The organism is Paracoccus sp. ME4 (assembly GCF_046736325.1).
Classification (GTDB): Bacteria; Pseudomonadota; Alphaproteobacteria; order Rhodobacterales; family Rhodobacteraceae; genus Paracoccus.
Genome location: NZ_CP151276.1, coordinates 1,500,109 through 1,526,223, shown reverse-complemented (window position 1 = coordinate 1,526,223; position 26,115 = coordinate 1,500,109). Strand labels below are relative to the sequence as shown.

The 26,115-nt window shown below is 69.5% G+C and carries 31 protein-coding genes; 12 read left to right on the top strand and 19 right to left on the bottom strand.

Annotated features, from left to right (window positions below):
- Positions 1–129: 129 nt before the first annotated feature.
- The 3 genes from AACG61_RS07850 to tig form a co-directional block, all read right to left on the bottom strand.
- Positions 130–639, bottom strand: coding sequence for a CarD family transcriptional regulator (locus AACG61_RS07850; RefSeq protein WP_411836589.1), 510 nt, complete (start codon positions 637–639; stop codon positions 130–132).
- 251 nt (positions 640–890) lie between these two features.
- Positions 891–1,310 carry a DUF1489 family protein gene (locus AACG61_RS07845; RefSeq protein WP_411836588.1) on the bottom strand — a complete coding sequence of 140 codons (420 nt, stop codon included), beginning with the start codon at positions 1,308–1,310 and terminating at the stop codon, positions 891–893.
- A 109-nt stretch (positions 1,311–1,419) separates the two neighbouring features.
- Positions 1,420–2,754 (bottom strand): trigger factor, encoded by a 1,335-nt coding sequence (tig, locus tag AACG61_RS07840; protein WP_411836587.1) that lies wholly within the window; start codon positions 2,752–2,754, stop codon positions 1,420–1,422.
- Positions 2,755–2,910: 156 nt separating this feature from the next.
- Here tig and selD point away from each other — a divergent pair, with 156 nt between their 5' ends.
- A complete protein-coding gene (gene selD / locus AACG61_RS07835) occupies positions 2,911–3,972 on the top strand; it encodes a selenide, water dikinase SelD (protein WP_411836586.1) in 1,062 nt (353 codons plus the stop codon).
- Here the strand turns inward: selD and AACG61_RS07830 are convergent.
- The 4 genes from AACG61_RS07830 to AACG61_RS07815 are packed head-to-tail and all read right to left on the bottom strand — an operon-like array spanning position 3,969 to position 6,891.
- Positions 3,969–4,466, bottom strand: a complete 498-nt coding sequence (locus AACG61_RS07830; RefSeq protein WP_411836585.1) for a phosphatase PAP2 family protein — start codon at positions 4,464–4,466, stop codon at positions 3,969–3,971. The two genes, selD and AACG61_RS07830, sit on opposite strands and share 4 nt — an antisense overlap.
- A 3-nt stretch (positions 4,467–4,469) precedes the next feature.
- Complete coding sequence (locus tag AACG61_RS07825; protein WP_411836584.1) at positions 4,470–4,877, bottom strand: c-type cytochrome; 408 nt, start codon at positions 4,875–4,877, stop codon at positions 4,470–4,472.
- A 60-nt stretch (positions 4,878–4,937) separates the two neighbouring features.
- Positions 4,938–5,603, bottom strand: a complete 666-nt coding sequence (locus AACG61_RS07820) for an ABC transporter ATP-binding protein (RefSeq protein WP_411836583.1) — start codon at positions 5,601–5,603, stop codon at positions 4,938–4,940.
- A complete protein-coding gene (locus tag AACG61_RS07815; RefSeq protein WP_411836582.1) occupies positions 5,596–6,891 on the bottom strand; it encodes a lipoprotein-releasing ABC transporter permease subunit in 1,296 nt (431 codons plus the stop codon). Before AACG61_RS07815 ends, AACG61_RS07820 begins: the two co-directional genes overlap by 8 nt.
- A gap of 135 nt (positions 6,892–7,026) precedes the next feature.
- Here AACG61_RS07815 and radA point away from each other — a divergent pair, with 135 nt between their 5' ends.
- From radA to purF, 3 genes are all read left to right on the top strand, one after another.
- Positions 7,027–8,391, top strand: a complete 1,365-nt coding sequence (gene radA / locus AACG61_RS07810; protein WP_411836581.1) for a DNA repair protein RadA — start codon at positions 7,027–7,029, stop codon at positions 8,389–8,391.
- Between the two features lie 42 nt (positions 8,392–8,433).
- Positions 8,434–9,027: a CvpA family protein gene (locus AACG61_RS07805; RefSeq protein WP_411836580.1), complete on the top strand. Its 594-nt coding sequence runs from the start codon at positions 8,434–8,436 to the stop codon at positions 9,025–9,027.
- 124 nt (positions 9,028–9,151) lie between these two features.
- The gene (gene purF, locus AACG61_RS07800) at positions 9,152–10,642 is read left to right on the top strand and encodes an amidophosphoribosyltransferase (protein WP_411836579.1); all 1,491 of its coding nucleotides are present in this window, start codon (positions 9,152–9,154) and stop codon (positions 10,640–10,642) included.
- A 74-nt stretch (positions 10,643–10,716) separates the two neighbouring features.
- Here purF and AACG61_RS07795 read toward each other — a convergent pair whose 3' ends face one another.
- Genes AACG61_RS07795 through AACG61_RS07780 form a run of 4 tightly spaced genes read right to left on the bottom strand, consistent with a single transcriptional unit; the run spans position 10,717 to position 12,937 of the window.
- Positions 10,717–11,151 carry an NUDIX domain-containing protein gene (locus AACG61_RS07795; RefSeq protein WP_411836578.1) on the bottom strand — a complete coding sequence of 145 codons (435 nt, stop codon included), beginning with the start codon at positions 11,149–11,151 and terminating at the stop codon, positions 10,717–10,719.
- Positions 11,148–12,182: a 5-(carboxyamino)imidazole ribonucleotide synthase gene (locus AACG61_RS07790; RefSeq protein WP_411836577.1), complete on the bottom strand. Its 1,035-nt coding sequence runs from the start codon at positions 12,180–12,182 to the stop codon at positions 11,148–11,150. Before AACG61_RS07790 ends, AACG61_RS07795 begins: the two co-directional genes overlap by 4 nt.
- Positions 12,175–12,660, bottom strand: a complete 486-nt coding sequence (purE, locus tag AACG61_RS07785; protein WP_411836576.1) for a 5-(carboxyamino)imidazole ribonucleotide mutase — start codon at positions 12,658–12,660, stop codon at positions 12,175–12,177. The genes AACG61_RS07790 and purE overlap by 8 nt, the downstream gene beginning before the upstream one ends.
- A 58-nt stretch (positions 12,661–12,718) precedes the next feature.
- Positions 12,719–12,937, bottom strand: a complete 219-nt coding sequence (locus tag AACG61_RS07780) for a YdcH family protein (RefSeq protein ID WP_411836575.1) — start codon at positions 12,935–12,937, stop codon at positions 12,719–12,721.
- A gap of 151 nt (positions 12,938–13,088) precedes the next feature.
- Here AACG61_RS07780 and AACG61_RS07775 point away from each other — a divergent pair, with 151 nt between their 5' ends.
- The 3 genes from AACG61_RS07775 to AACG61_RS07765 all read left to right on the top strand — a co-directional run bounded on the left by AACG61_RS07775 (position 13,089) and on the right by AACG61_RS07765 (position 14,454).
- Positions 13,089–13,691, top strand: a complete 603-nt coding sequence (locus AACG61_RS07775; RefSeq protein WP_411836574.1) for a hypothetical protein — start codon at positions 13,089–13,091, stop codon at positions 13,689–13,691.
- Between the two features lie 116 nt (positions 13,692–13,807).
- Positions 13,808–14,233, top strand: a complete 426-nt coding sequence (locus tag AACG61_RS07770; RefSeq protein ID WP_411836573.1) for an Hsp20 family protein — start codon at positions 13,808–13,810, stop codon at positions 14,231–14,233.
- Positions 14,230–14,454 carry a DUF1150 family protein gene (locus tag AACG61_RS07765; RefSeq protein WP_411836572.1) on the top strand — a complete coding sequence of 75 codons (225 nt, stop codon included), beginning with the start codon at positions 14,230–14,232 and terminating at the stop codon, positions 14,452–14,454. The genes AACG61_RS07770 and AACG61_RS07765 overlap by 4 nt, the downstream gene beginning before the upstream one ends.
- Positions 14,455–14,458: 4 nt before the next feature.
- On the opposite strand, the gene AACG61_RS07760 is transcribed toward AACG61_RS07765, so the two are convergent.
- The 3 genes from AACG61_RS07760 to AACG61_RS07750 all read right to left on the bottom strand — a co-directional run bounded on the left by AACG61_RS07760 (position 14,459) and on the right by AACG61_RS07750 (position 18,514).
- Positions 14,459–15,271: a TolB family protein gene (locus tag AACG61_RS07760; protein ID WP_411839428.1), complete on the bottom strand. Its 813-nt coding sequence runs from the start codon at positions 15,269–15,271 to the stop codon at positions 14,459–14,461.
- Positions 15,268–16,689 carry an MFS transporter gene (locus AACG61_RS07755; RefSeq protein WP_411839427.1) on the bottom strand — a complete coding sequence of 474 codons (1,422 nt, stop codon included), beginning with the start codon at positions 16,687–16,689 and terminating at the stop codon, positions 15,268–15,270. The genes AACG61_RS07760 and AACG61_RS07755 overlap by 4 nt, the downstream gene beginning before the upstream one ends.
- Positions 16,690–16,804: 115 nt before the next feature.
- Complete coding sequence (locus AACG61_RS07750; RefSeq protein ID WP_411839426.1) at positions 16,805–18,514, bottom strand: bifunctional sulfate adenylyltransferase/adenylylsulfate kinase; 1,710 nt, start codon at positions 18,512–18,514, stop codon at positions 16,805–16,807.
- A gap of 197 nt (positions 18,515–18,711) precedes the next feature.
- On the opposite strand from AACG61_RS07750, the gene AACG61_RS07745 reads away from it, so the two are divergent.
- Positions 18,712–19,020 carry a hypothetical protein gene (locus AACG61_RS07745; protein ID WP_411839425.1) on the top strand — a complete coding sequence of 103 codons (309 nt, stop codon included), beginning with the start codon at positions 18,712–18,714 and terminating at the stop codon, positions 19,018–19,020.
- On the opposite strand, the gene trxB is transcribed toward AACG61_RS07745, so the two are convergent.
- Entirely contained in the window at positions 19,013–19,996 is a 984-nt protein-coding gene (gene trxB, locus AACG61_RS07740) for a thioredoxin-disulfide reductase (protein ID WP_411839424.1), read from the bottom strand. The two genes, AACG61_RS07745 and trxB, sit on opposite strands and share 8 nt — an antisense overlap.
- Before the next feature lie 155 nt (positions 19,997–20,151).
- Here trxB and AACG61_RS07735 point away from each other — a divergent pair, with 155 nt between their 5' ends.
- Both AACG61_RS07735 and AACG61_RS07730 read left to right on the top strand, forming a co-directional pair.
- Positions 20,152–20,652, top strand: a complete 501-nt coding sequence (locus AACG61_RS07735; RefSeq protein WP_411839423.1) for an Lrp/AsnC family transcriptional regulator — start codon at positions 20,152–20,154, stop codon at positions 20,650–20,652.
- A 3-nt stretch (positions 20,653–20,655) separates the two neighbouring features.
- Positions 20,656–21,699, top strand: a complete 1,044-nt coding sequence (locus AACG61_RS07730; protein WP_411839422.1) for a hypothetical protein — start codon at positions 20,656–20,658, stop codon at positions 21,697–21,699.
- Here the strand turns inward: AACG61_RS07730 and pgeF are convergent.
- The 3 genes from pgeF to lgt are packed head-to-tail and all read right to left on the bottom strand — an operon-like array spanning position 21,666 to position 24,344.
- Positions 21,666–22,430, bottom strand: coding sequence for a peptidoglycan editing factor PgeF (gene pgeF, locus AACG61_RS07725; protein ID WP_411839421.1), 765 nt, complete (start codon positions 22,428–22,430; stop codon positions 21,666–21,668). The genes AACG61_RS07730 and pgeF overlap by 34 nt on opposite strands.
- On the bottom strand, positions 22,414–23,472 hold the full coding sequence (locus tag AACG61_RS07720) for a class I SAM-dependent methyltransferase (protein ID WP_411839420.1): 1,059 nt from the start codon (positions 23,470–23,472) through the stop codon (positions 22,414–22,416). The genes pgeF and AACG61_RS07720 overlap by 17 nt, the downstream gene beginning before the upstream one ends.
- Positions 23,469–24,344: a prolipoprotein diacylglyceryl transferase gene (gene lgt / locus AACG61_RS07715; RefSeq protein ID WP_411839419.1), complete on the bottom strand. Its 876-nt coding sequence runs from the start codon at positions 24,342–24,344 to the stop codon at positions 23,469–23,471. The genes AACG61_RS07720 and lgt overlap by 4 nt, the downstream gene beginning before the upstream one ends.
- 116 nt (positions 24,345–24,460) lie before the next feature.
- On the opposite strand from lgt, the gene AACG61_RS07710 reads away from it, so the two are divergent.
- Positions 24,461–24,727 carry an accessory factor UbiK family protein gene (locus AACG61_RS07710; protein WP_411839418.1) on the top strand — a complete coding sequence of 89 codons (267 nt, stop codon included), beginning with the start codon at positions 24,461–24,463 and terminating at the stop codon, positions 24,725–24,727.
- Between the two features lie 12 nt (positions 24,728–24,739).
- Here AACG61_RS07710 and AACG61_RS07705 read toward each other — a convergent pair whose 3' ends face one another.
- A complete protein-coding gene (locus AACG61_RS07705) occupies positions 24,740–25,051 on the bottom strand; it encodes a DUF6476 family protein (protein ID WP_411839417.1) in 312 nt (103 codons plus the stop codon).
- Here AACG61_RS07705 and AACG61_RS07700 point away from each other — a divergent pair.
- Positions 25,050–26,072, top strand: a complete 1,023-nt coding sequence (locus AACG61_RS07700) for an RluA family pseudouridine synthase (RefSeq protein WP_411839416.1) — start codon at positions 25,050–25,052, stop codon at positions 26,070–26,072. The two genes, AACG61_RS07705 and AACG61_RS07700, sit on opposite strands and share 2 nt — an antisense overlap.
- Positions 26,073–26,115 lie beyond the last annotated feature (43 nt).

The following is a 26,115-nucleotide window of genomic DNA, read 5'->3' as shown; positions in this document are numbered from 1 at the left end:
GGGGTTTGAGCGTTGTTTGCAGGCGCCTTATAGGCAGCCCGCCCCCCGTTGTCCACGTTCGGCACATCGGTCCGGACATGCCAAGGGCGCCCCCGGGGGACGCCCTTGCCGGATCGCGATGCGTCGCGCTCAGGCCGCGCGGGACAGCAGCACGTCGCCCACGCGCTTCTGCGCGCCGTCCACGTCCAGGCCGCCCACGGCAGCCACTTCGCGGGTCAGGCGGTCCAGAGCGGCCTCATAGAGCTGACGCTCGGAATAGGACTGCTCGCGCTGGTCGTCGCAGCGATGCAGGTCGCGCACGACCTCGGCGATCGACAGCAGGTCGCCCGAATGGATCTTCTGTTCGTATTCCTGCGCCCGACGGGACCACATGGCGCGCTTGACGCGGGCCTTGCCCTTCAGCGTCTCCAGCGCGCGGTCGATCAGGTCGGGGGTGGCCAGGCTGCGCATGCCGATCTCGGTCGCGCGGGCGGTGGGCACGCGCAGGGTCATCTTGTCCTTGTCGAACGAGATCACGAACATCTCCAGGCGCAGCCCGGCGACCTCCTGCTCCTCGATGGACACGATGCGGCCGACGCCGTGGGCGGGATAGACCACGAAATCATCGGGACGGAATTCATTCTTCTTCGATTTCGACATCTGGCTTCCTTTGACATGCGCCCATAGGACGGGCACAAAGGGCCGCAGGGTGATCGACCACCCTCGGTCCGTTTTCGATCATGTTGGGCGCTCCCGACCAGCAGACGGCAGGAACGCGGCAGCGGATTGCCCATGGTCCGGAAACCCTCCGGACGACGCGCGACAGCAGTCAGTATAACACAAAAATGACGCCGGAAAAAGCGTCGCATGCAGGTCGCGGCCATCAAGACGCCGCGTCCGGCGGTGAAGCCTCAGCGCAGGCCCATCTCGGCCAAGGCCGCCGCGATGGCCGGAGGCAGCGCCTCCTCGCTGGCGCGGCCTGCGGGGATGTCCGGCGGCGCGTCCTCGGCGGGAAGATAGCGCCAGCCCTGGAACGGGCGTCGCGGCACGGCGGCGACGCGGACCAGGTCGCGGTCCAGAACCAGGCCGCAGCGCAGGATGCCGTCTTCGCCCTCGATCCGCTCCAGCGACAGGATGCGCTGGCGCGCCAGCATGACGCCCTTGAACACCCAGTAGATCGACCCGCCGGCAAGCAGCTCCACCTCGCGCTTGGGCCACATGCGGGTGACATGCATCGCCGGGCCCGCGCCAAAGCGCTTCTGCCATGCGGCAAGGTCGTCGGGGCTCTCGGCGCCGACACACAGCTTCATCAGGTGCAGGATCGCGGTCATGGTGCCGACCTAATCGCGCGACGCGGCGGCATCAAGGGCCCGCGGACGACCCCCGAAACGCAAAGGGCCGCGCATGATGCACGGCCCTCCGGCGGTCAGATGACCGGGATCACAGCTCGTCCAGCGCCTCGACGGCCTTCTCCAGCTCTTCCTTGGTCACGGTCTTCTCCTGAACCTTGGCCTTCTCGGCGATCAGGTCGACGACCTTGTCCTCGAAGATCGGGGCGCGCAGCTGCTGCTGGGCGGCCTGGTTCTGCTGGATGAACTCGAAGAACTGACGCTCCTGGCCGGGATACTGGCGCGCGGCGCGCAGAACGGCCTGGGTCATCTCCTGGTCGCTGACGGTCACCTCGGCCTTCTGGCCGATCTCGGCCAGCAGCAGGCCGAGACGGACGCGGCGCTCGGCCAGGGTCTTGTGCTCCTCGGTCGGCTCGATGGAGCCGTGGTTGTGGTCGTGAACCTCGGGGTTCTCCTCGTGCCACAGCTGATGCGCGATCTGCGCGGCCTCGGCCTCGACCAGCGATTCCGGCAGGTCGAACTTGACCTTGGCATCCAGCTGATCCAGCAGCGAACGCTTCATCACCGCACGCGCGGCACCGGCATACTCGGCCTCCAGTCGCTCGGCGATCTGCTTCTTCAGACCGTCCAGGTCCTCGGCGCCGAACTTCTTGGCCAGCTCGTCGTCAAGCTCTGCCTCCTTCGGGGCCTTCACGGCCTTGACGGTGCATTCGAAGGTGGCGTCCTTGCCGGCCAGATGCGGCGCGCCGTATTCCTCGGGGAACTTCACCGCGACCTTGACCTCGTCACCGGCCTTGGCGCCGACCAGCTGATCCTCGAAGCCGGGGATGAAGCTGTTCGAGCCCAGGACCAGCGGATAGTCCTCGGCCGCGCCGCCTTCGAAGGCCTCGCCGTCGACGAAGCCCTTGAAGTCGATCGTGACCTGATCGCCGTCCTTGGCCTTGCTGCCCTTCTTGCGGTCCTCGAAGGACTGCGACGATTTGGCCAGGTTCTGCAGCGCCTCGGTGACGGCGGCCTCCTCGGCGGGAACGGTCAGCTTCTCCAGCGACAGGTCCGACAGGTCGACCTCGGGGATCGCGGGCAGCGTCTCGTAGGTCACGTTGACCACGACGTCGTCGCCCTCTTTCCAGGTGTCGCCACCCTCCATCTCGATCTTGGGCTGGGCGGCGGGGCGGTCGCCCGACTGCTCCAGATGCTCGCGCACGGCGCCGTCGATGGCGTCCTGCATGGCTTCGCCCAGGATGCGCGGGCCGAACTGCTTCTTCAGCATGGCCATCGGGACCTTGCCCTTGCGGAAGCCCTTCATCTCGACTTCGGGCTGCGCCTCTTTCAGCTTGGCATCGACGGCGGCGGCCAGGTCGGCGGCGGGCAGCGTAAACTGATACCCGCGCTTCAGACCGTCGTTCTGCGTTTCCTTGACCTGCATCTTACCCTCATAGAAAGAAGGGCCACCCATCAGGCGGCCTGAAAATTTGAGCCGTTCTAGTCGCCGGGCCGCGGGCCTGCAAGCAGATAGCACGCGGTCCCGCTGGAACTCGCCCGCCCCGCGGCGTTAGGATGGGGCCAACCGACAGGAGTTGCCATGACCGCCGACGCCCCCACCGAACCCCGCCTGACATCGCTGGCCCATGGCGGCGGCTGCGGCTGCAAGATCGCGCCCGGGGTGCTGTCCTCGCTGCTGCGGGGCAGCGCCGCCCTGCCCGTCCCGCCCGAGCTGCTGGTGGGCATCGAGACCTCGGACGATGCCGCGGTCTACAAGCTGAACGACCACCAGGCGCTGGTCGCCACGACCGACTTCTTCATGCCGGTGGTGGACGATCCGCATGATTTCGGCCGCATCGCCGCGACGAACGCGATCAGCGACGTCTATGCGATGGGCGCCACGCCCATTCTGGCGCTGGCGGTGGTGGGCATGCCGATCAACGCGATCTCGCACGCCACCATCGGCGCGATCCTGGATGGCGGCGCCTCGATCTGCCGCGAGGCGGGCATCCCCATCGCCGGCGGCCACACCATCGATTCGGTCGAGCCGATCTACGGCCTCGTGGCCCTGGGCCTGGTCGATCCGGCACGGCTGAAGCGCAATGCGGACGCGCAGCCGGGCGATCTGCTGGTGCTGGGCAAGCCTTTGGGCGTCGGCGTCATGTCGGCCGCGCTGAAGAAGGGCCAGCTGGACGACGACGGCTATGCCCGGATGATCGAGGTCGCGACCCGCCTGAACCGCCCCGGCCCGGACCTTGCCGCCATCGACGGCGTGCATGCGATGACCGATGTCACCGGCTTCGGCCTGGGCGGCCACGGGTTGGAGATGGCGCGCGGGTCGGGCTGCGATCTGCTGATCGACTGGTCCGCCGTGCCGCGCCTGCCCGGCATCGACGCGCTGATCGCGGCGGGTCATGTCACCGGCGCCTCGGGCCGCAACTGGGCCAGCTATGGCGAGGGCGTGGCCCTGCCGCAGGGCTTTGCCGATGCGGACCGCGCCCTGCTGACCGATCCGCAGACCAGCGGCGGGCTGATGGTCGCCTGCACGCCCGACGCGTTGCCCGCGGTGCAGGCGGCCTTCGCGCGCCATGGCTTCGCGGATGCCGCCGTCATCGGCGAGGTCGGCCCGCAGACCGCCGCGCCCCGCGTCATCCTGCGCTAGAAGCGCAGGCCGAAGCTGATCGCGGCCCCTTCGGACCCGATGCCGAAGCTGGCCGCGCCGAAGCTGATCCCGATCAGCGCGCCGGCCAGCGCCTGATCGGGCGTATGCTCGCCCGCGTGAATGCGGCTGAACGCCGTCAGCCCCGCCGCGCCATAGGCCGCGGCGCCCAGAGCGGGATCATCCTCCCAGCATTTCCCGGCCAGATCTGCGGCCCCGAAGCCTGCGGCGGCGGAATGCCCCGACGGAAAGCCCCGCCCCTCGCCCGAAGGCCGCATGCCCAGGGGGGTGCCGTCGAACACCGCCTTGAGGCCCAGAACCACCGCCGCCTGGAGCGCGCCGCGCACCGCGAAATCCTCCAGCCGGTCCTGATCGGCGGCGCAGACGGCCGCCGCCAGCGGCAGCGCGTATTTCATCGTGGTTCCGAACCGCTCCAGCCCATCGGCCCCCGCGGGCATCGCCAGCAGGCAGGCCATCCCGGCAACCGCCGCGCGCATCGGCTACTGCTGCAGGGTCTGGAGGTAGTCGGCCAGCGCCACCAGCCGCGCGGGCGTGGCGACGCGCTGGCCCGAGCCGTCGTCATACATGACAACCGGACCCTCGCGCAGGACGTCGAACACCGGCATGTGCGATTCGCTGCGACCCATCGTGTATCCGACCAGCTGGCCCATCACGCGGGTCTTGGGAAAGACGCCGCCATTCTGCGCGGCCAGCATGGTCAGGTCGGCCGGCGCGGGCTGCATGCCCACCGCGGCAGGGCCGTTGCCGCGACCGCCCGGGCCGTGACAGCTGGCGCAGTAATCGGCATAGTCGCGCGCGGCCCCCGTCGGCTGCACCTCGGGGGCGCAGGCGGCGACCAGCCCCGCCAGCGCCAGCCCCGTCATCCCCGCCATCATCCATGCCCGCATCGGCCCTGCCCCCTTCTGCCTTTTCCCCACCATGCACCCGCATGCGCGGCGGTGCAACGCTCAGGCGGCGGTCAGGCGGATCACCCGGTCCATCCGCGCGGCCAGCGCATGGTTATGCGTGGCGATCAGCGCCGAGAGCCCCGTGTCGCGCACCAGCGCCATCAGCACGTCGAAGACCCGGTCCGAGGTCTCGGGGTCCAGATTGCCCGTGGGTTCGTCCGCCAGCAGCAGCGCGGGCTGGTTGGCCAGCGCCCGGCAGAAGGCCACCCGCTGCTGCTCTCCGCCCGACATCTGCGCAGGGCGGTGATCCGCGCGATGCCCGAGGCCCACGCGGTTCAGCAGATCGGCGGCCCGCGCCTGCGCATCCCGCGCCGCCACGCCATTGGCCAGCTGCGGCAGGACGATGTTCTCGGCCGCGCTGAATTCGGGCAGCAGGTGGTGGAACTGATAGACGAAGCCCAGCTCCTGCCGCCGCGCCTCGGTCCGCGCGCGGTCCGGCAGGCCGGTCATGTCGCGCCCGGCCAGCCAGACGCGGCCCGCATCGGGCGTGTCCAGCAGCCCCGCGATATGCAGCAACGTCGATTTCCCCGCCCCCGACGGGGCGACCAGCGCCACGACCTCGCCGCGCGCGACGCTCAGGTCCAGCCTGTCCAGCACTGTCACCGGCGCCGGGCCGTCCTTGCCATAGGTCTTGCCGACGCCCTCCAGCCGCAACACGTCACTCATAGCGCAGGGCCTCCACCGGATTCATGCGCGCGGCGCGGCGCGCGGGAAAGATCGTCACGACGAAGGACAGCGTCAGCGACAGCGCCACCGCGCGGAAGATGTCCCAGGCCCGCAGGTCGGCGGGCAGACGATAGATGCCGCGCACCTCGGGCTGCCACGCGCCGCCCCCGGTCAGCGCGTTCAGCCCCGCCATGATGTTGTCCACGTTCAGCGCCAGCGCCACGCCCAGCACCACCCCCGCGATCGTGCCGATGATGCCGGTGAACGCCCCGCAGAGGAAGAAGACCCGCAGAATCGACCCTTCGGTCAGGCCCATCGTGCGCAGGATGCCGATGTCGCGGCCCTTGTTCTTGACCAGCATGATCAGCCCGCTGGTGATGTTCATCGACGCGATCAGCACCAGCACCGACAAGATCACGAACATCACGTCGTCCTCCATGTCCAGCGCGGAGAGGAACGACCCGGAGCTGTCGCGCCAGGACCAGGTCTGCGCGCCCTCTCCGGCGGCCTGCATCAGGGGCAGCGTCCAGTCGTCGACGCGCTCGGGGTCCTCGACGAAGACCTCGATCTCGTCGGCGACGCCCTCGCGGTTGAAATAGGCCTGCGCCTCGGCCAGCGGCATGTAGACCCGCGTCCGGTCGATGTCGTAGCGCCCGGCGCTGAAGATGTAGGTCACCTCATAGGCGCTGACGCGGGGCGAGGTGCCGAAGGCAGTGCGCGCCCCCTCGGGCGCGATCAGGCGGATGCGGTCGCCGACGCCGACGCCCAGTTCGCGCGCGATGCCCGAGCCGATGGCGATGCCCTGGTCGAACCGCGCCAGGTCGCCCTCGGACGTCGCCGGGTCGACGATGCGCGGCATCGCCTCCAGATCGGCCTGCGTCACGCCGAAGACCTCGGCCACGTTGGAGGAGTCGTTGGCGCTGGCCATGACCTGGCCCTTGATGATCGCAGCGGTGCGGGTGACGCCCGGCACCTCGGCCAGGCGCGCGGCCATCGCCTCATAGTCGGTGATGCGGCCCGGTACGACATAAACGTCGTCGGTGAACTCGTTGGTGACGGTCTGCGGCGCCAGATAGACCGTGGTATGCGCGTTGGCACCCAGGATCGTGTCGACGAACTCGGCCCGGAACCCCGCGCGCACGGCCAGCGTGGCGATCAGCGCCATCACCCCCAGGGCGATGCCGATCAGGCTGATCAAGGTCATGACGCTGACGCCGCCCTCGGCGCGGCGCGCCCGCAGGTACCGCCAGGCGATCATGAATTCGAAACGCGAAAAGCCTATCGCCATGGTCCAAGCCCCTGAATTTCCGCCCGGACCCTGCCCCCGCGCCCCCCGAAATTCAAGCCGACAAAGCCGTGAGGGCCCGGCGCGCGCGCAAATACCCACCTTGCGAGGCCCGCCGGGCGGTGCCAGATGAGGGCCATGGCAAAATCATCCTCCGCCTTCACCTGCACCGCCTGCGGCGCCGCCCACAAGAAATGGGCCGGGCGCTGCGACGCCTGCGGCGCCTGGAACACCATCATCGAGGAGGCCCCCCTGTCCCAGGGTCCGGGCCGGGGCCTTGGCGCGCACAAGGGGCGCGCGGTGCCGCTGTCGGGCCTGTCCACGACCGAACCGCCGCCGCCGCGCGCCCTGTCGGGCATGGACGAGCTGGACCGCGTGCTGGGCGGTGGCCTAGTGCCGGGATCGGCCCTGCTGGTCGGCGGCGATCCCGGGATCGGCAAGTCCACCCTGCTGCTGCAGGCGGCGGCGGCCTTTTCGCGGCGCGGTCAGAACGCGATCTACTTCAGCGGCGAGGAGGCCAGCGCCCAGGTACGCATGCGTGCCGTCCGCCTTGGCCTGGCGGATGCGCCGATGCGGCTTGGAGCCGAGACGAACCTGCGCGACATCCTGACGACGCTGGACGCCGAACGCCCCGACGTGGCGGTGATCGATTCGATCCAGACGCTGTGGTCGGACACGGTCGAGGCCGCGCCGGGCAGCGTGGCCCAGGTCCGCGCCGCCGCCCACGAGCTTGTGACCTTCGCGAAAAGCCGGGGCGTGGCGGTGATCCTGGTCGGCCATGTCACCAAGGACGGCCAGATCGCCGGCCCCCGCGTGGTCGAGCACATGGTCGACTGCGTGCTGTATTTCGAGGGCGAGCGCGGCCATCAGTTCCGCATCCTGCGCAGCGTCAAGAACCGCTTCGGCCCTTCCGGAGAGATCGGCGTCTTCGAGATGACCGGCGCGGGCCTGGCCGAGGTCGCGAACCCCTCCGCGCTGTTCCTGTCCGAACGCGGTCAGCCCATCGCGGGCAGCGCGGTCTTTGCGGGCATCGAAGGCACGCGCCCGGTCCTGACAGAGGTGCAGGCCCTGGTCGCGCCCTCGACCCTGGCCAGCCCGCGCCGCACGGTGGTGGGCCTGGACAGCGGCCGCGTCAGCACGATCCTGGCGGTGCTGGAGGCGCGCTGCGGCATCCCCTTCGCGGGGCTGGACGTGTTCCTGAACGTCGCCGGCGGCATGAAGGTCGCGGAGCCGGCGGCTGATCTGGCCATCGCGGGGGCGCTTCTGTCGGCGCGCGAGGACAACCCCCTGCCCCCGGACGCCGTACTTTTCGGCGAAATCAGCCTGTCGGGCGCGCTGCGTCCGGTGGCGCAGGCCGAAAACAGGTTGAAAGAGGCGCAGAAACTTGGTTTTTCACAAGCGATTTTGCCGGACGCCTCACGGGTCGAAGGCGCGTCGGGGATGGCGCTCAGGCGCATCACCGACCTGACGGGATTTGTGGGCGATATCTTCGGCGCCGGCTGAAGGGCCTGAAACGGAACGACAACCGGCGCAAGGGGCAGGTTCATGGACGGATTTACGATCATCGACGCGGTGGTGGCGGGTGTCATCATCCTCTCGGCCATTCTGGCCTGGTCGCGGGGCTTCGTGCGCGAATCGCTGGCGATCCTGGGCTGGATCGGCGCAGCGGTGCTGGCCTTCCTGTTCGCGCCGACGATGCGGCCGCTGGTGGCGCAGCTGCCGGTGCTGGACCGGTTCCTGGGCGACAGCTGCGAACTGGCGACGATCGCGGGCTTTGCGGTGGTCTTCGCGCTGGCGCTGGTCGTCTTCTCGATCATCACGCCGCTGTTCTCCTCGGTCGTGCAGCGCTCGGCCCTGGGCGGCGTGGATCAGGGCATGGGCTTTCTGTTCGGCGTGGCACGCGGCGTCCTGCTGGTCGCGATCGCCTTCATCGTCTACGACCGCGTGATGACCACCCAGGACGTCGCCGTGGTCGAGAACTCGCGTTCGGCCCAGGTGTTCGAGCGGATGCGCCTGCAGATGGACGACCAGATCCCCGCCGACGCGCCGGGCTGGATCGTCACCCGCTACGAGCAGATGGTGATGGGCTGCACCGCCACCGACACCGCCGTGACCCCCGAGGCGCCCGCCGCGAACTGAGTTCGTCCGCCGATTGCGACGGCATCATGACGAAAAAGCGCCCCCGCCCGACCGCGGGGGCGTGACTTTGACGCGGGGGCGGACTACATAGCGCCCAACAGCCCCCAGCCATCGAGGTCCGTTCGTGCAACCCTTTCTGGCCCATCCCTTCGATTCGGACCGCCTGCATGAGGAATGCGGCATCTTCGGCGCCATCGGCGTGGCGGACGCATCGAACTTCGTGGCCCTGGGCCTTCATGCGCTGCAGCATCGCGGCCAGGAGGCGGGCGGCATCGTCGCCCACGACCCCGAGCAGGGGTTCAACAGCGCCCATCGCTTCGGCTATGTCCGCGACAACTTCACCAAGCCCGAGCTGATGGCCACCCTGCCCGGCCCGCTGGCCATCGGGCACGTCCGCTATTCCACCGCCGGGACCAAGGCCAACACCGCGATCCGCGACGTGCAGCCCTTCTTCGGCGAGTTCCACATGGGCGGCTGCGCGATCGCCCATAACGGCAACATCACCAACGCCAGCGCCCTGCGGCGCGAGCTGATCGAGCGCGGCTCGATCTTCCAGTCGTCGTCGGACAGCGAATGCATCATCCACCTGATGGCCCGGTCGATCCAGCGCAACATCCCCGAGCGGATGAAGGACGCGCTGCGCCGTGTCGAGGGCGCGTTCAGCGTCATCGCCATGACCCGGACCAAGCTGATCGGCGTTCGCGACGCCTTGGGCGTGCGGCCGCTGGTCCTGGGGAAGGTGGGCGAGGACGGATACGTCCTGGCCTCCGAGACCTGTGCGCTGGACATCATCGGCGCCGAGTTCCTGCGCGAGGTCGAGCCGGGCGAGATGGTGGTGATCTCCAAGGGCCAGATCGAATCGTCGCGCCCCTTCGGCCCCTCGACGGGTCGGTTCTGCATCTTCGAGCATGTCTATTTCTCGCGCCCCGATTCGATCATCGGCGGTCGGTCGGTCTATGAGACCCGCCGCCAGATCGGGGTCGAGCTGGCCCGCGAGGCGCCGGTCGAGGCCGATCTGGTCTGTCCCGTCCCCGACAGCGGCACCCCGGCGGCGATCGGCTATGCCCAGGAATCGGGCATTCCCTACGGCATGGGGATCATCCGAAACCAGTACATGGGCCGGACCTTCATCGAGCCCACCGACCAGATCCGCAACATGGGCGTGCGGCTGAAGCTGAACGTGAACCGCGCGCTGATCGCGGGCAAGCGGGTCGTGCTGGTCGATGACAGCGTGGTGCGCGGCACCACCAGCCGCAAGATCAAGGACATGATCCTGGATGCCGGCGCGGCCGAGGTGCATTTCCGCATCGCCTCGCCCCCCACGGCCTGGCCCTGCTTCTACGGCGTGGACACGCCCGACCGCGACAAGCTCCTGGCCGCGAACATGACGCCCGAGGAGATGCGCGACTGGATCGGCGTGGACAGCCTGTCCTTCGTGTCGCTGGACGGTCTCTACCGCGCGGCAGGCGAGGCCGCGGGCCGCGATCCCAAGGCGCCGCGATACTGCGACGCGTGCTTCTCCGGCGATTATCCCGTGGCGCCCTTCGATCAGCTGGAGCGGGGGTTCCGGATGAAGGTCGGCTCCGAGACCGCGGTGAAGCAAGCCGCCGAGTGAGCGCATCCCGCGACGGCCGGGGGGACGTCCCGTCCCCCGGACCCCCTGGGGGATATTTTCGTGAAGAAGAAGGGTCAGGGGACGATGCGTTCGAGCGCGTCGTAGCCTGCTGCGTCCATGGACCAGATGGCCGCGGCGAGGCCGTCGGGCTTGTGGCGCAGAGTGGCCAGTTCGGCGCGCGTGACCCATCGCGCGCGGTTCACGATGCCTTCGGGATCGGCCAGCGTCATTCGGTAGGGGCCGGTGAGGGTCGCGCGGAAGTGGATCTCGACCTGATGGAAGCGACGGTCGGGGTCGTGGAATTCGTTGACCAGAAAGGGCGCGCCCACGGTGATGGAAAGGCCCGTCTCCTCCTGCACCTCGCGGGCGAGATTGTCGGGAAGCGAGGCGTGCGGCTCGACCCCGCCGCCGGGCAGGCACCAGAGGTCGGACTGCGCGCCCGGATAGGCGTTCACCATCAGGACGCGGTCCGCCTGCAGGATCGCGGCGCGGACCGCCAGGCGGATCATCCGGTGATCCGGTTCGCATGGCCCATCTTGCGACCGGGGCGCGCCTCGCCCTTGCCATAGAGATGGATTTGCGTGCGGGGCTGCGCCAAGAGCGCGGGCACGCGCTCCATGTCGTCGCCGATCAGGTTCTCCATCACCACATCCGCATGACGCTGGCCATCGCCCAGGGGCAGGCCCGCCACGGCACGGATATGCTGTTCGAACTGATCGACAGCGCAGCCCGCCTGCGTCCAGTGGCCGGAGTTGTGCACGCGGGGCGCGATCTCGTTCACGATCAGGCCCTGCGGCGTCACGAACAGCTCGACCCCCAGCACGCCCACATAGTCCAGCGCATTGGCGATGCGCGCGGCGATCAGCACGGCGTCGGTGGTGACGCGGGCGGGCTGGCCGCAGGGAATGGTGGTCGTGCGCAGGATGCCGCCCTCATGGACGTTCAGGCCCGGATCGAAGGCCGCGACCTGACCGTCGGTGCCGCGTGCGATGATCACGCTGATCTCGGCGGTGAAAGCGACGAAACCTTCCAGGACCGAGGGCGCGCCGGTCCAGTCGGCAGGGCCGTCGCCGATGCGGACCTGGCCCTTGCCGTCGTAGCCCATGCGGCGGGTCTTGAGGATCGAGGGGCGGCCAATCCGGGCGATGGCATCGTCCAGCGTGCCCTGATCTGGAACGTCAGCGAAGGGTGCGACGGTCAGGCCGATCTCGGTCAGGAAGGTCTTCTCGGTCAGGCGGTCCTGCGACACGGCAAGGGCGCGACGGCCCGGGCGGATCGGGCGCAGGCTCTCCAGCAGGTCCAGTGCCGAGGTCGGGACGTTCTCGAACTCATAGGTGATGACGTCGACGCTTTCGGCGAAGGCGCGCAGCGCCGCCTCGTCCTCGTAGGGGGCGGTCGTCACGCGCCAGGCCACATCGCCCGCGGGCGCCGCGCCCGGCTCATAGATATGGCAGCGCAAGCCGAGGCGGCTGGCCGCCGCCGACAGCATGCGGCCCAGCTGGCCGCCGCCCAGGATGCCGATGGTGCGGATCTCAGTCATCGGAGGGCTCCTCGGGGATGGAGGCCGACAGGGCCGCGCGCCAGTCGTCCAGCCGCTGCGCCAGTGCCGGATCGTTCAGCGCCAGGATGCCCGCCGCCATTAGCCCGGCATTGGCCGCACCCGCCGCCCCGATCGCCATGGTCGCGACCGGATAGCCCTTGGGCATCTGCACGATGGAATAGAGCGAATCGACCCCGGACAGGGCCTTGGTCTGGACCGGCACGCCGATCACCGGTATGCGCGTCTTGGAGGCCATCATGCCGGGGAGATGGGCGGCCCCGCCCGCGCCCGCGATGATGACCTTCAGGCCCCGATCCGCCGCGCTGCGTCCGTAATCCCACAGCCGGTCGGGCGTGCGATGGGCGCTGACGATGCGGGCGCTCCAGGCGATGCCCAACTCGTCCAGGATCGTCGCCGCCTCGCGCATGGTGGGCCAGTCGGACTGGCTGCCCATGATGATTCCCACCGGTTCGGTCATCGCTTTGTCCCCGTTCTGCCGTCAGGCCCGTCCTAGCGCGGGCGGGCGCGGGTCGCAATCAGGCGATGATGTCGGGGGTCAGCTCATCCTCCAGGCGGGCGATGCGGTCCTTCAGCGACAGCTTCTGCTTCTTCAGGCGCTGCAGCGCCAGCGACGAAGTCAGCTGCTGCCCCTGCAGGGCCGCGATCGCCTCGTCCAGGTCGCGATGCTCGCAGCGCAGCGCCTCGAGGCGGGTGCGGGCGATCTGGTCGTGGGTCATCGAATGCTGCATGTTCATCGGACGGACTCGGGGTCTGGGATGCCGTGGTCCCGACTTATAGCGCGTCGCAGGCGTTCTGTTAACACCATGCGTGCAACATGCCGAACCTATTGCAAAATCAGCGACGTCACGCCATCGTGATCCCGATGATGCCCTGTGGAGACGGCCGATGAGAGGCGCGCTGATCCTGATGCTGGCACTGGCCGGTCCCGCCGCGGCGCAGGATCCGATGCAGCTGTGCGTGAACCGGTGCATGTTCGACAGCGGGCCGGCAGGCAGCCCGCGATACGATGCCTGCATCGCCCGGATGTGCACGACTGCGGCACCCGCCCCCGCGGACGACCCGACGCTGCGCGGTGACGTCGCCGCGCCGGCGCCGCCCGCCATGGAGGATCCGGAAACCGACGGGCCGTCGGGCTGGACCGTGGGCGCGCTGGCCGACGGCAGCGCGTTCAGCGCGGGCATCCGCTATCAGGGCCGCGGGCTGGATTACCTGTGCCGGGCGGGCGGGCCGGCGCTGATCGGCCTGTCGGGCATGCGGGCGGACGGAAGCGTGACGATCCTGGTCGACGGCCAGCGCCTGCGCATGAGCTTCGTGGCGCAGGACGATGTCGTCTATGCGCAGGCGGATCCGGGCTCGTCTCTGCTGGCCGCGCTGATGGGCGGGCGACAGGTCACGCTGTCGGACGGCAGCGCCACGACCTCGCTGCCGCTGACCGGATCGCGTTCGGCGATCCAGCAGGCGATGCGGAACTGCGGCCTTCTGCCCTGAGCGGGGGCGGTCCCGCATCTTGCAATGCCCCTGCGGGCTTTCCATATTCAGCGACGGGACAAGGGTTGCCGCAACGGGACCCCGGGCCCGCAGTCGCTGAACCGCAAAGGGCTGACATGACAAAGATTTCCTTGGGGGCGCACCCCTATCTTCTGGGCTTCGACCAGCTGGAGCGTCTGGTCGAACGGGCCGCCAAGGGCGCCGAGGGCTATCCCCCCTACAACATCGAACACCTGCCGCCCGACGCGTTCCGCATCACGCTGGCCGTCGCCGGCTTCGCAGAGGACGACCTGTCGATCACCACCGAGGACAGGCAGCTTGTCATCCGCGGCCGCCAGCCCGAGGCCGACGACACGCGCGTCTATCTTCACCGCGGCATCGCCGCCCGCGCCTTTCAGCGCAGCTTCGTGCTGGCCGACGGGGTCGAGGTGACCGCCGCCGCGATGGAGAACGGGCTTCTGCATGTGGATCTGCGCCGCATCAGCCCGCAGCAGGTCGTCAAGACCATTCCGATCAGCCGCAAGACAGGGGATCAGCGATGAACAGCAAATTCGACTTCGGCACCGGTGCGGATCAGACCGTCTACATCCGTCCCGTGGACACCGACACCCTTCCGCGCGACCTGCGCGAGAAGCTGCCCGGCGTGCGCACCCTCTATGCCGTGCACGACACGGACGGAGAGCGCCTGGCCTTGGTCCAGGACCGCAGGCTGGCCTTCACGCTGGCGCGGCAGAACGAACTGACCCCGGTCAGCGTCCACTGAGCCGTCACGCCGCGGGCGCATAGCGCATGAAGGCGAAGGCCCGCCCGTCCGGCGACCAGCAGGGGACGTTCAGCGTCCCCTGCCCCCCGAACAGATCGCACAGCTTGCGCCGCCCCGTTCCGTCGGGTCGCATGATCCACAGCGACACATCGCGGTCGCGCGGATGTTCGGTCGTGCCCGGCGCATAGGCGAGATACACGACATGCCGGCCGCAGGGCGACGGGTGCGGGAACCAGTTCACGGCTTGGTCGCGAAAGACCGGGGCGGCCTCGCTGCCGTCGGCGCGCATGCGCCAGATCTGGGCATGTCCCGTCGCGTCGCTGTTGAACCAGATCCATCGACCGCAGGGGCTGAAGTCCGGGCCGTCGTGATGGGCGATGCCCGGCGTCAGGATGCGCTCGTCGCCGCCCCACAGATCGCAGGTGGCGATCCGCACGACCCGGTCGCCGCCGCGCGCGCAGGCATAGGTCAACCGCTCGCCCATGGCGCCGTGCCACCAGCTGGGTCGCGGCGCAGGCAGGGTCACGGTCCCGTCCGGTCCCAGCACATGCATGCCCGCGCCGCTGCCGTCATGGGCGGAAAAGACGATCCGCCCGTCGGGCAGGAAGCCGTGATCGTTGTTGCAGCGCTCGGGCAGGCCCGTGGCGATGGGTGTCAGCCCGCCCGCATCGGCCCGGAACAGCCCGCCATCGCCATTCACCAGAAACCAGCCATCGGAGTGCCAGTTCGGCGCTTCGATCAGACGCGGGCTGCGCAGCACGACACGCGCCTGCCCGGTCGCGATGTCCCAGACCTCCAGCGACGACCGCCAGCTCATGCCGCGACCTGGCGGCGACGCCAGTGGCGCAGCGCCAGGACCGTGAGGATGGCCGAGAACACGACCAGCTGATAGCTCAGCGCATGGGCCAAGGCCGCGGGATGATCCGCGCCGCCGCGCAGCGCGACGAAGAACAGGCTGGAGACGATGGCGATGCCGATGGCCGCGCCGACCTGCTGGAAAGCCTGCATCCCGCCCGTCGCCGCCCCCGCGATGCGCCCCGGCACATCCCGGAGGACCAGCTGGAAAAGCGGAGAGATCGCCAGCCCCATGCCAAGCCCGTTGAGCGCCAGCGGTCCCGCCAGCGTCGTCACTCCGAAGGGCATCGGCGGATCGCCCGCGACGTGGCGCAACCACGCCATCCCGGCCAGAAGCACCGCCGCACCAAGCGCGATGCGCGCCGTGAGGATGCGCGTGCCGAACCGCCCGGTGACCCAGCTGCCGACCATCACCCCCAAGGGGAAGGGTGCCGTGGCCAGTCCCGATTCCAGCGGGCTGAGGCCGAAGCCGGTCTGAAAATAGATGGCCAGCACCAGGAACATCCCCGGAATGGCCGAGAAATGCAGCATCACCACGGTCACGCCCGACAGGAAGCCGCCATCGCGCAGCAGCGCGACCGGCAGGAGCTGCTCGCGGCCCGCGTGTTCCAGCGCGTGCTGCCGGCGCAGGAACAGCGCCGCCACCGGCACCGCCAAGGCCAGCAGCGCCAGCGACCACCACGGCCAGCCCAGCAGCGGCCCCTCGATCATCGGCAGCACGACCAGCGTCACGGCCAGCGCGAAAAGCGCCACCCCCGGCCAGTCGATCGCCATGCCGCGCGCCGAATCCAGCCTCGGAATCAGCTTCATCCCGCCCAACACGACCAGAAGCCCCACAGGCAGGTTCACGAGGAAAATCGGCCGCCAGTCCAGCCCATAGAGGTCGGCGGTGATCAGCAGCCCGCCCAGAAGCGGCCCTGTCACTGCGCCGAGGCTGACGACGACGCCCGCCAGCGCGAAGGCGCGGGCCTTCTGGTCCGGCGGAAAGATCACATGCATGATCGCCATGACCTGCGGCACCATCATGGCCCCGCCGATGCCCTGCAGCGCCCGCGCCCCGATCAGGACGCCGATGCCCGGAGCCAGACCGCACAGCACCGACGCCAGCGTGAACAACGCCACCCCCGACAGGAACAGCCGCTTGCGGCCCAGCTTGTCGCCGAACCGCCCGCAGGGCAGCAGCGCCACCGCGAAGGCCAGCACATAGGCGGCCGAGATCCACTCGATCTGCGTCTCTGTCGCGTTCAGGTCGGCCTTGATCGAGGGCAGAGCCACGTTGACGATGCTGACATCGACCAGGTTCATGAAGTTGCCCATCAGCAGCAGCACCGTCGCCGCCCAGGGGTTGCCGACCCGGCCGGGGTCTTTCGGTTCCGTCATCAAAGCCTCCGGTGATCTGGCCGCGCCGGTCGAACCGTGGCGCAGGCCTGCGGGTTCCGCAACGGCGAACGGCCCCGGTGTCGCACCGGGGCCGTCCAAGGGATCGGGTCGCGGATCAGGACAGGCCGATCAGGCCCATGCTCTCCAGCTTCAGCAGCACCTGATGGGCGGCGCTGTCCACGTCGATGTCGGTGGTGTCGACGCGCAGCTCGGGCTTCGCGGGCTCCTCATAGGGGTCCGAAATCCCGGTGAACTCCTTGATCTTGCCTTCGCGGGCCAGCTTGTAGAGGCCCTTGCGGTCCCGGCGCTCGCACTCCTCCAGGGGGGTGGCGACATGGACCTCGACGAAGGCGCCGCCGGCCTCGACCATCTCGCGGACCGCACGGCGGGTCGCGGTATAGGGCGCGATGGGCGCGCAGATCGCGATGCCGCCGTTCTTGGTGATCTCGGAGGCGACATAGCCGATGCGCTTGATGTTGATGTCGCGGTGCTCCTTGGAGAAGCCCAGCTCCGACGACAGGTGCTTGCGCACCACGTCACCGTCCAAGAGCGACACGGGACGCCCGCCCATCTCCATCAGCTTGACCATCAGCGCATTGGCGACGGTCGACTTGCCCGAACCCGACAGGCCGGTGAAGAACACCGTGAAGCCCTGCTTGGCGCGCGGGGGCGAGGTGCGGCGCAGCTGCTGGACCACCTCGGGGAAGCTGAACCATTCCGGGATGTCCAGCCCCTCGCGCAGGCGGCGGCGCAGCTCGGTGCCGCTGATGTCCAGGACGGTGCAGCCCTCGGGGACCTCGTTGGCGGGGAAATACTGGGCCTTCTCCTGCACATAGACCATGTGCTTGAAGTCCACCATCTCGACGCCGATCTCGGACTGGTGCTGCTTGAACAGCTCCTGCGCGTCATAGGGACCATAGAAGTCCTGGCCCTGGCTGTTCTTGCCCGGTCCGGCATGGTCGCGGCCGACGATGAAATGCGTGACGCCATGGTTGGCGCGGATCAGCCCGTGCCAGACCGCCTCGCGCGGGCCCGCCATGCGCATGGCCAGGTTCAGCAGCGACAGGTTGGTCGTGGCCGCCGGATACTTGTCCAGCACCGCCTCATAGCAGCGCACGCGGGTGAAGTGGTCCACGTCGCCGGGCTTCGTCATGCCGACGACGGGATGGATCAGCAGGTTGGCCTGTGCCTCGCGCGCGGCGCGGAAGGTCAGCTCCTGATGCGCGCGGTGCAGCGGGTTGCGGGTCTGGAAGGCCACGATCCGGCTCCAGCCCAGCTTCTTGAAAAAGGCGCGCAGTTCGTTGGGCGTGTTGCGGCGGGCGCGGAAATCGTAATGCGTCGGCGCCTGCAGACCCTTGACCGGGCCGCCCAGATAGACCGGGCCCGCGACGTTGTGCAGATAGTTGACGGCCGGGTGGGCCAGATCGTCGGCGCCGAAGACCTTCTCGGCCTCGCGCGACTTGTTCGGGACCCATTTGTCGGTGACCGACATGACCGCCAGGATCACGCCTTCCTGATCGCGCAGCGCGATGTCGGTGCCCGGCTCCAGCCCGCCGGCAAAGGCCTCGGACACGTCCAGGGTGATCGGCATCGGCCACAGCGCGCCCGAGGACAGGCGCATCTCCTCGACCACGCCGTCATAGTCGGCCTGGGTCAGGAAGCCCTTCAGCGGGTTGAAGCCGCCGTTCATCAGCAGCTCCAGATCGCAGATCTGGCGCGGCGTCAGGTCCCAGCTGGGCATGGTGCCGGCATCGTCCTTCAGCGACGCGGCCGCCGCCTCGGAGACGTAGAGTTCGGGAATCGGGCTATGGTTCGGCAGGGTCATGTTCGGCGCTCGTGGTTTGCACAGGTCAGATCAACACGCGCATCCGAAGGCGGCCGCGTGACTCGGTCGCACCCATACCGGCGTGAAAAGCGATATTCAAGTCTGGGAAAACGGTAGAGGCGCGAATGGGCGCAGTGTTGCGCAGGAACCGCGCCCGCGTCATAGGTTGATGCCCTCAAGCGAGAAGAGAGACCGCCATGACCGCCACAGATCCCCTGCGCGCCCTTGACCGGGAGGAACGCGAGCTGGACGCCCAGAGCCAGCCCGACATCCTGACCACGCTGGACGACCGGCAGCTGACCACGCTGATCGGGCTGCTGCGCCTGCGCCGCAACCGCGCGCGCGACATCTCCGCCCGTCAGGGCCGCGAGATGCGCGGCAAGGTGGCGCCCAAGGGCTCGACCGCCGCGGGCGGAAACGAGGGCACCCGCAGCAAGGCCGAACTGCTGACCGCCGCGCTGGACCGGGCCACGGCCGAGCGCGAGCGTCGCGGCACGGTCAGCTGACCGCCGCGACCAGGCCCTCGGGGGCGGGGTTCGCCTCGCCCAGAGCCGCCAGATAGTGTTCCGCGTCCAGCGCCGCCATGCAGCCCATGCCCGCGCTGGTCACCGCCTGCCGATAGACGTGATCGGTCAGGTCGCCCGCCGCGAAGACGCCCGGGATCGAGGTGCGGGTGCTGCCCGGCTCGACCTTGACGTAGCCGCCATTGTGCAGCTCCAGCTGGTCCTTGACCAGGTCGCTGGCCGGGGCATGCCCGATCGCCACGAAGACGCCGTCGGCGGCGATGGTCCGGGTCGTGCCGTCGCGCAGGTCGCGCAGCACCGCCCCGGTGACGCCGGCGGGCGCCTCGGTGCCGGTGATCTCGGCCAGCTCGGCGTTCCAGACGACCTCGACCTTGGGATGGGCGAACAGGCGGTTCTGCAGGATCTTCTCGGCGCGCAGGCTGTCGCGGCGATGGACCAGGGTCACCTTGCTGGCAAAGCGCGTCAGGAACAGCGCCTCCTCGACCGCGGTGTTGCCGCCGCCGATCACCACCACCTCGCGATTGCGATAGAAGAACCCGTCGCAGGTCGCGCAGGCGCTGACGCCGAAGCCCTTGAACTTCTCCTCCGACGGCAGGCCCAGCCAGCGCGCCTGCGCGCCCGTGGCCAGGATCACCGCATCGGCCGTGACCACGCGCCCGCTGTCGCAGGTCGCGACGAAGGGACGCTGGCCAAGGTCGAGGGAGGTCACCATGTCGATCACGATCTCGGCACCCATGGCGCGGGCATGGGCCTCCATCTTGATCATCAGCTCGGGGCCCTGAATCTCGGTCTCGCCGGGCCAGTTCTCCACTTCGGTGGTGATGGTCAGCTGTCCGCCGGGTTGCATCCCCTGGATCAGCATCGGTTCCAGCATGGCGCGGGCGGCGTAGACGGCGGCGGTATAGCCGGCGGGACCCGATCCCACGATCAAAAGTTTCACATGGCTGCGTTCGGTCATCTTGCGCCCCTTTCGCGGTTTGTGCATGAGGTAGTCCCTCGCGCGCCGGACTGCAACGCATCCCCGCCCCGGATCGACCTCGACAAGATTGTTGCGCCGGACGGGGCGGCATTGTAGTTTCCGGCAACTCCAAGACCCGAAACAGAAAGACAATCATGGCCGGCGCCAAACTGGACGACATCGACCGCAAGATCCTCGCCGAACTTCAGGCCGATGGGCGCATGACCAATGTCGAGCTGGCCCGGCGTGTCGGCATCTCGGCGCCGCCCTGCCTGCGGCGCGTGCGCACGCTGGAGGAGCTGGGCTACATCCGCGGCTATCACGCCGACATCGACGCGCGCGAGCTGGGATTCGAGGTGCAGGTCTTTGCCATGGTGCGCCTCGCGTCGCAATCCGAACGCGACCTGTCGGCCTTCGAGGCGCTGGTCCAGGAATGGCCGCTGGTCCGCGAATGCCACATGCTGAACGGTGAGATCGACTTCATCCTGAAATGCATCTCGCCGGACCTCTCCACCTTCCAGCGTTTCCTGACCAACAGCCTGACCGCCGCGCCCAACGTCGCCTCGGTCAAGACCTCGCTGGTGATCCGGGGCGCCAAGGACCTGCCCGCCGTCCCCTTCGAGATCGTCGAGGAACGCGTCCGCGAAGCGGGCTGATCCTTGCGCAGGCTGGCCCGGCTGACGCTGCTGATCTGGTCGCTGGCCAGCGTCGCGCTGACGGGCTGGATGCTGGCTCAGAACCCCTTCGCCGCCCCGCTGGTCGATCGCGGCCTGTCCGAGGCGCGCTTGGCGCTGGACCGCGCGGTCGCGGCGCGGGCGACACCGGACTGGCTGATCCCGCGGCTGCGCGCGGCGCTGGACGCAGGCGACCGCCCGATGGTGCAGATGCTGTCAGATCTGGCCCGCGATCAGGGAACGCCCCTGCCCGCCGACCTGCGCGCCCGTGCGGATGCCGCGCTGGACGTGGGCATGATGCAGACCCTGTCCGATTGCGGCGCCTGCATGCGCGACGTGACGGCCTGCCCCAGCCTGGCTCTGGTGGCGGCCTGCACCCTGCCCTTCGAGCTGTCGCCCGCGGGCGACGCGGCCGCCCTGATCCGGCAGGGCGGCACCTGGGCCACGGGCGGCGATCCGGACGGGATCGAGGCGGCCCTCGCCACGCTCGGCCTTGCCGCCACGGCCGGCACGCTGGTGACCGCCGGCGGCAGCCTGCCGCTCAAGGGCGCGGCCACCACGCTGCGCGTCGCGCGTCGCGCCGATGCGTTGTCACCGGGCATGACGCGCGCCCTGAGCGCGGCCGCGCGCAGCCCCGCCCCGGCCCGTGCCCTGTCGGGCATTGCCGCGGATGTCGCGACCATCGGGCGGCACGCCTCGGTCGGACAGGTGCTGCCGGTGCTGCGGCTGGCGGATGATCAGGCGGAGCTGGGCCGCCTTGCGCGCCTCTCCGAAGCGGCAGGCCCCCGGACGGGCCGCACACTGACGGTGCTGGGCAAATCCGACAGCCTGCGCCTGATGCGCCGCGTGGCGGACGCGGCGATGGCGGCGGCGGCGCTGATCGGGCTGGTCATGGGACAGATCGCGGCGCTGATCGGCGCGGCGGTGCAGATGGCGCTGCGCCGCGCGCTGGCCCCCGCGCCGGCGCGCCGCCGACCGCCGCCGCTGCGCGCGCCCTACAGGGCGATGGCGCTGATCAGGCGTCCGTAATCGGGCTGACCCTCATGCGTGGCACGGCGATAGCTGAAGAAGCGGTCCGGGTCGGAATAGGTGCAGTGGCGCGACCATTCGGCCTCGACCCCCGCGGCGCGCAGACGCGACAGGCCAAAGCCGGGCAGATCGAACATGGGCCGCCCGTTCGGCCCGCCGGAGAAGAAGCGCTGGTTCTCTTCGTCCTCGGTCAGGAACTCCTCCATGAACTCGGGGCTGACCTCATAGGCGCGCTGGCTGATGGTCGGGCCGATCACCGCGCGGATGCGCGTGGCGCCCAGATCGCGCATGGCGTCCACGGTCGCTTCGACCACCCCGGAAAGCGCCCCGCGCCAGCCGGCATGGCAGGCGCCGACGACGCCCGCCGCGGGGTCGGCCAGCAGCACCGGCTGACAATCCGCGGTCAGCACGGCGACGGCCACGTCGCGGCGGCGCGTAACCAGACCGTCGGCGCGGATCTCCTTGACCGTCTCGACATCGTCGCCTTCGGCCAGGGTCACGACATCGGCGGAATGGACCTGCTTGACGGTCGCCAGCAGGCCCGCCGACACGCCCATCGCACCCGCGACGCGGGCGCGGTTGACCAGCACCATCTCGCTCTGGTCGCTGGAGCGGCGGCCGCAGTTCAGCCCCGCGAACAGCCCCGAGGACGCGCCGCCCTTGCGGGTGAAGAAGCCGTGCTTCACGTCGGAAAGCAGCGGATGGGTCAGGATTTCAAGCGTCGTCTGCATGGGCCTCCAGAGGTGCGAACCCCGGCACCGGCGGCGCGGAACGGGGCCAGATCGCGATTGCCTTGAACAGGTGACCCATTTCCTGCGGATGGGTCAAGCGCCGATGGGCGGCCACGGCCCCCGCATCGCCCGCGCGGGCCAGCGCCTCGACCCGGGCCGAGATGCCGAGTGCCTCCAGCCAGTCGCCCTGACGGACCGGAGCCGAGACCGCAGCGCCGCCCCGGACCGCCGCCGCCGCCAGCGCCGCGAAATCGACATGCGCGGTCAGGTCCGCCTCTCCGGGATGGGCCAGCGGGTCTTCGGGCGCATGGTCGCGCAACGCTTGGAACGTGTCGCCATAGCCGTTCCAGCCGCCGTAATCGATCAGGATCGCCGCGCCCCCATGGGCCGCGATGCGGCGCGCCACGGCCTCGGCGAAGGCCGCGCCCTCGGGGCAGTCCTCGACGATGTCGCCGGGGCGGCCGGGGCGGTCCAGTGGCACGACGGGTCCCAACCCGATGCGCAGGCCGGTCTCCGACAGTCCGACCATCCGCTCTCGCCATCCTTCTGGGGTCATCTGGAACTGTCGGATCGGCAGGGCGTCTATGAATTCGTTCCCGATCAGAAACAATGGCTTGTCTGCTATATCCTCGATGGTGTCGAGATGCCTGACATCGCCCAATCTCTCGCGCTGCACCTGACGCAGATGCGGTGACGCCTCGATCAGCGCGACCTCGGCTGCGTCGGTCAGACCCGGCACGCGGGCCATGACGCGCAGCATGTCGGCCATCAGCGTGCCGCGGCCGGGGCCTGGTTCCACCAGGGCGATCGCCTCCGGACGGCCCTGGTCGATCCAGGCCTGCGCCAAGGCCAAGCCGCACAGCTCTCCGAACATCTGGTGGATCTCGGGGGCGGTAGTGAAGTCGCCCGCCCTCCCGAAGGGATCGCGTGTCGCGTAATAGCCGTGGCGGCCGTCCATCAGGCAGATGCGCATGTATTCGGCCAGGCTGATCGGCCCGGTCGCCCGGATGCGTGCCGCGATCAACCCGGCCAGCGGGGTCACAGGCGCGGCCTGCGCCGCGCGGCGGCGATCAGTGCCAGCCCGATCAGCACCATGGGCAGCGACAGCAGCTGCCCCATGGTCAGGCCCAGGACCGGCCCGCCGACGACATGGCCGAGCGGATTGTCCGGGGTGATGAACTGAGCGTCGGCCACGCGGAACAGTTCAACGACCATCCGCGCAAGACCGTAGCCCGCCAGGAAGATGCCGAAGGCCAGGCCCGGACGGCGCAGCCCGCCCGCACGCACCACCGCGAACAGGATCAGGCCCAGAAGCAGCCCCTCCAACCCCGCCTCATAGAGCTGGCTGGGATGGCGCGCGCAGGGGCCGACGATGCCGGGACAGCTCTGGGCGGCCTCGCCGGGGAAGACGACGCCCCAGGGCAGGTCGGTCGGCCGCCCCCACAGTTCGGCATTGATGAAGTTGGCGATGCGCCCGAAGAAGATGCCGATGGGCGCCACGACCGCCATCGCGTCCGCCAGCCGCAGCAGCGGCACGCCCTGCGACCGCGCCCAGGCCCAGGTTGCGACGATCACCCCGGCGAAACCGCCGTGAAAGCTCATCCCGCCCTGCCAGACCTTCACGATCTCCAGCGGGTTAGCCATGTAATAGGCCGGTTCATAGAACAGCACGAAGCCCAAGCGGCCGCCGACGATCACCCCCAGGATGACCCAGGTCAGCAGATCGTCCACCCTATCGGGCGCGGTGGGCGGCGTGCCGCCCCAGATCGCCGGGCGGTGCATCATCGCCACGATCAGCCGCCAGCCCAGGATCAGACCCGCCAGATAGGCCAGCGCATACCAGCGCAGCGAGAGCGAGAACCCGCCCAGGGTCAGGGTGAAGATCTCGGGCGAGATGTCGGGAAAGGGGATCATGGAACCTCGGCTGTGCTGTGCGCGCGCACGCTAGTCGCCAAGCCCGCGGTGTCAACATTGAACCCCGGCGCCAACCGGACCATATAGGGTGCAACGACCCGCAGGAGACCCGAGCCATGACCACCCAGAACCGCTTCTTCGACGACATGTCCAAGCTGATGACCAACGCCATGGGCGTGGCCCAGGGCGCCCGGACCGAGGCCGAGACGGCGATGAAAAGCTGGATCGACCGCTGGCTGGCCGATCGCGACTTCGTGACCCGCGAGGAGTTCGAGGCCGTGCGCGAGATGGCAATTAAGGCCCGCACCGAGAATGCCGAGCTGAAGGCCCGTCTGGACGCGCTGGAGACGCCGGCGACGCCCGCCCCCGCGGCCGACGCGTAAGCGCGGCGACGCTCAGGGGCGCAGCGCCGTCTGCCCGATCAGCGCGCCCGCCGCGTCGTAGACCAGCACCGCGTCGTCATCCGTCAGCACGACGATGCGGTCGCGGGCGAAGGTCACCGCGGCGGCGCTCGCCCCGTCGGGCAGCGTGATCGCCTCGGGCAGGTCGGGCAGCACCGGCCGGTCCAGCCGCAGCCACAGCAGCGCCACGACGGCGATCATCCCCAAGCCCATCACCAGCGTCAGCCCCGTGACCAGCGTCTTGAGAAAGCGCAGTTCCGGGACGGCTTTCGCCGCCACCTTCCAGTCGGTATCATCCTGCGCCATGTCGATCCTCTCCGTCACCATCCCGGCGAACCCGCCTGACCGTCTTGATAAGGCGCTTGCCCTGGCGGTGCCAGACGAAGCCGCCCTGTCGCGGTCGCGCCTGGCGCGGCTGATCGCGGACGGTGCCGTCGCGGGGCCGGACGGCCCGGCCACCGACGTGAAGGCCCGCGTCTCCGAGGGGCAGGAATACCGCATCACCCTGGCCGCCCCCGAACCCGTCGAGACCCGCCCCGAGGCGATCCCGCTGGAGATCGTGCATGAGGACGATGACCTGATCGTGATCGACAAGCCCGCCGGAATGGTCGTCCATCCCGCGCCGGGCAGCCCGTCGGGCACGCTGGTCAACGCGCTTCTGGCCCATTGCGGCGATTCGCTGTCGGGCATCGGCGGAGAACGCAGGCCCGGCATCGTGCACCGCATCGACAAGGACACCTCGGGCCTGCTGGTGGTGGCGAAATCGGACCGCGCGCATCACGGCCTCGCCGCGCAGTTCGAGGCGCACAGCGCCACCCGCCGCTATCTGGCGCTGGCGCATGGGGTGATCGACGCGGCCGATCCGCGCCTGCGCGGCACCCCCGGCGTCAGCTTCGAGGACGGTCAGGTCCTGCGCATCGCCACGAATCTCGGCCGCCACCCGACCGACCGGCAGCGGCAGGCGGTCGTCGCCCAGGGACGCCACGCCGTGACGCGCGCCCGACTGATCGAACGGTTCGGCACCCCGCCTTCGGCCATGCTGGTCGAATGCCGGCTGGAGACCGGGCGCACGCATCAGATCCGCGTCCACATGGCCCATTGCGGGCTGGGTCTGGTCGGCGATCCGACCTATGGCGGCGCGCGGCGGGCCTCGGCCAAGGCGCTTGGCACTGCGACCGCGTCCGCGCTGCAGGCCTTTTCGCGGCAGGCTCTGCATGCGGCGCATCTGGGCTTCGTCCATCCGGTGACCGGGCAGGCCCTGTCCTTCGACAGCGCGCTTCCCGCCGACATGCAGGACCTGCTGGACCGGCTTCGCACGCCCTCTTGACGCAGGGGTCCGGGATGCACAGATGACGGTGTTCCCTCGGATG

Bases quoted from the DNA above. Each gene is read 5' to 3' on its own strand.
- AACG61_RS07805 (WP_411836580.1), top strand. From the start codon at position 8,434: ATGGACGGATTTACGATCATCGACGCGGTGGTGGCGGGTGTCATCATC.
- AACG61_RS07765 (WP_411836572.1), top strand. From the start codon at position 14,230: ATGAACAGCAAATTCGACTTCGGCACCGGTGCGGATCAGACCGTCTAC.
- lgt (WP_411839419.1), bottom strand. From the start codon at position 24,344: ATGATCCCCTTTCCCGACATCTCGCCCGAGATCTTCACCCTGACCCTG.
- AACG61_RS07845 (WP_411836588.1), bottom strand. From the start codon at position 1,310: ATGACCGCGATCCTGCACCTGATGAAGCTGTGTGTCGGCGCCGAGAGC.
- AACG61_RS07745 (WP_411839425.1), top strand. From the start codon at position 18,712: ATGACCGCCACAGATCCCCTGCGCGCCCTTGACCGGGAGGAACGCGAG.
- AACG61_RS07700 (WP_411839416.1), top strand. From the start codon at position 25,050: ATGTCGATCCTCTCCGTCACCATCCCGGCGAACCCGCCTGACCGTCTT.
- AACG61_RS07760 (WP_411839428.1), bottom strand. From the start codon at position 15,271: ATGAGCTGGCGGTCGTCGCTGGAGGTCTGGGACATCGCGACCGGGCAG.
- AACG61_RS07750 (WP_411839426.1), bottom strand. From the start codon at position 18,514: ATGACCCTGCCGAACCATAGCCCGATTCCCGAACTCTACGTCTCCGAG.
- AACG61_RS07770 (WP_411836573.1), top strand. From the start codon at position 13,808: ATGACAAAGATTTCCTTGGGGGCGCACCCCTATCTTCTGGGCTTCGAC.
- AACG61_RS07825 (WP_411836584.1), bottom strand. From the start codon at position 4,877: ATGCGGGCATGGATGATGGCGGGGATGACGGGGCTGGCGCTGGCGGGG.
- AACG61_RS07755 (WP_411839427.1), bottom strand. From the start codon at position 16,689: ATGACGGAACCGAAAGACCCCGGCCGGGTCGGCAACCCCTGGGCGGCG.
- AACG61_RS07735 (WP_411839423.1), top strand. From the start codon at position 20,152: ATGGCCGGCGCCAAACTGGACGACATCGACCGCAAGATCCTCGCCGAA.
- pgeF (WP_411839421.1), bottom strand. From the start codon at position 22,430: ATGCAGACGACGCTTGAAATCCTGACCCATCCGCTGCTTTCCGACGTG.
- AACG61_RS07705 (WP_411839417.1), bottom strand. From the start codon at position 25,051: ATGGCGCAGGATGATACCGACTGGAAGGTGGCGGCGAAAGCCGTCCCG.
- purE (WP_411836576.1), bottom strand. From the start codon at position 12,660: ATGACCGAACCGGTGGGAATCATCATGGGCAGCCAGTCCGACTGGCCC.
- AACG61_RS07850 (WP_411836589.1), bottom strand. From the start codon at position 639: ATGTCGAAATCGAAGAAGAATGAATTCCGTCCCGATGATTTCGTGGTC.
- tig (WP_411836587.1), bottom strand. From the start codon at position 2,754: ATGCAGGTCAAGGAAACGCAGAACGACGGTCTGAAGCGCGGGTATCAG.
- AACG61_RS07775 (WP_411836574.1), top strand. From the start codon at position 13,089: ATGAGAGGCGCGCTGATCCTGATGCTGGCACTGGCCGGTCCCGCCGCG.
- selD (WP_411836586.1), top strand. From the start codon at position 2,911: ATGACCGCCGACGCCCCCACCGAACCCCGCCTGACATCGCTGGCCCAT.
- AACG61_RS07790 (WP_411836577.1), bottom strand. From the start codon at position 12,182: ATGACTGAGATCCGCACCATCGGCATCCTGGGCGGCGGCCAGCTGGGC.
- AACG61_RS07780 (WP_411836575.1), bottom strand. From the start codon at position 12,937: ATGAACATGCAGCATTCGATGACCCACGACCAGATCGCCCGCACCCGC.
- trxB (WP_411839424.1), bottom strand. From the start codon at position 19,996: ATGACCGAACGCAGCCATGTGAAACTTTTGATCGTGGGATCGGGTCCC.
- AACG61_RS07830 (WP_411836585.1), bottom strand. From the start codon at position 4,466: ATGCGCGCGGCGGTTGCCGGGATGGCCTGCCTGCTGGCGATGCCCGCG.
- AACG61_RS07795 (WP_411836578.1), bottom strand. From the start codon at position 11,151: ATGATCCGCCTGGCGGTCCGCGCCGCGATCCTGCAGGCGGACCGCGTC.
- AACG61_RS07710 (WP_411839418.1), top strand. From the start codon at position 24,461: ATGACCACCCAGAACCGCTTCTTCGACGACATGTCCAAGCTGATGACC.
- radA (WP_411836581.1), top strand. From the start codon at position 7,027: ATGGCAAAATCATCCTCCGCCTTCACCTGCACCGCCTGCGGCGCCGCC.
- AACG61_RS07820 (WP_411836583.1), bottom strand. From the start codon at position 5,603: ATGAGTGACGTGTTGCGGCTGGAGGGCGTCGGCAAGACCTATGGCAAG.
- AACG61_RS07815 (WP_411836582.1), bottom strand. From the start codon at position 6,891: ATGGCGATAGGCTTTTCGCGTTTCGAATTCATGATCGCCTGGCGGTAC.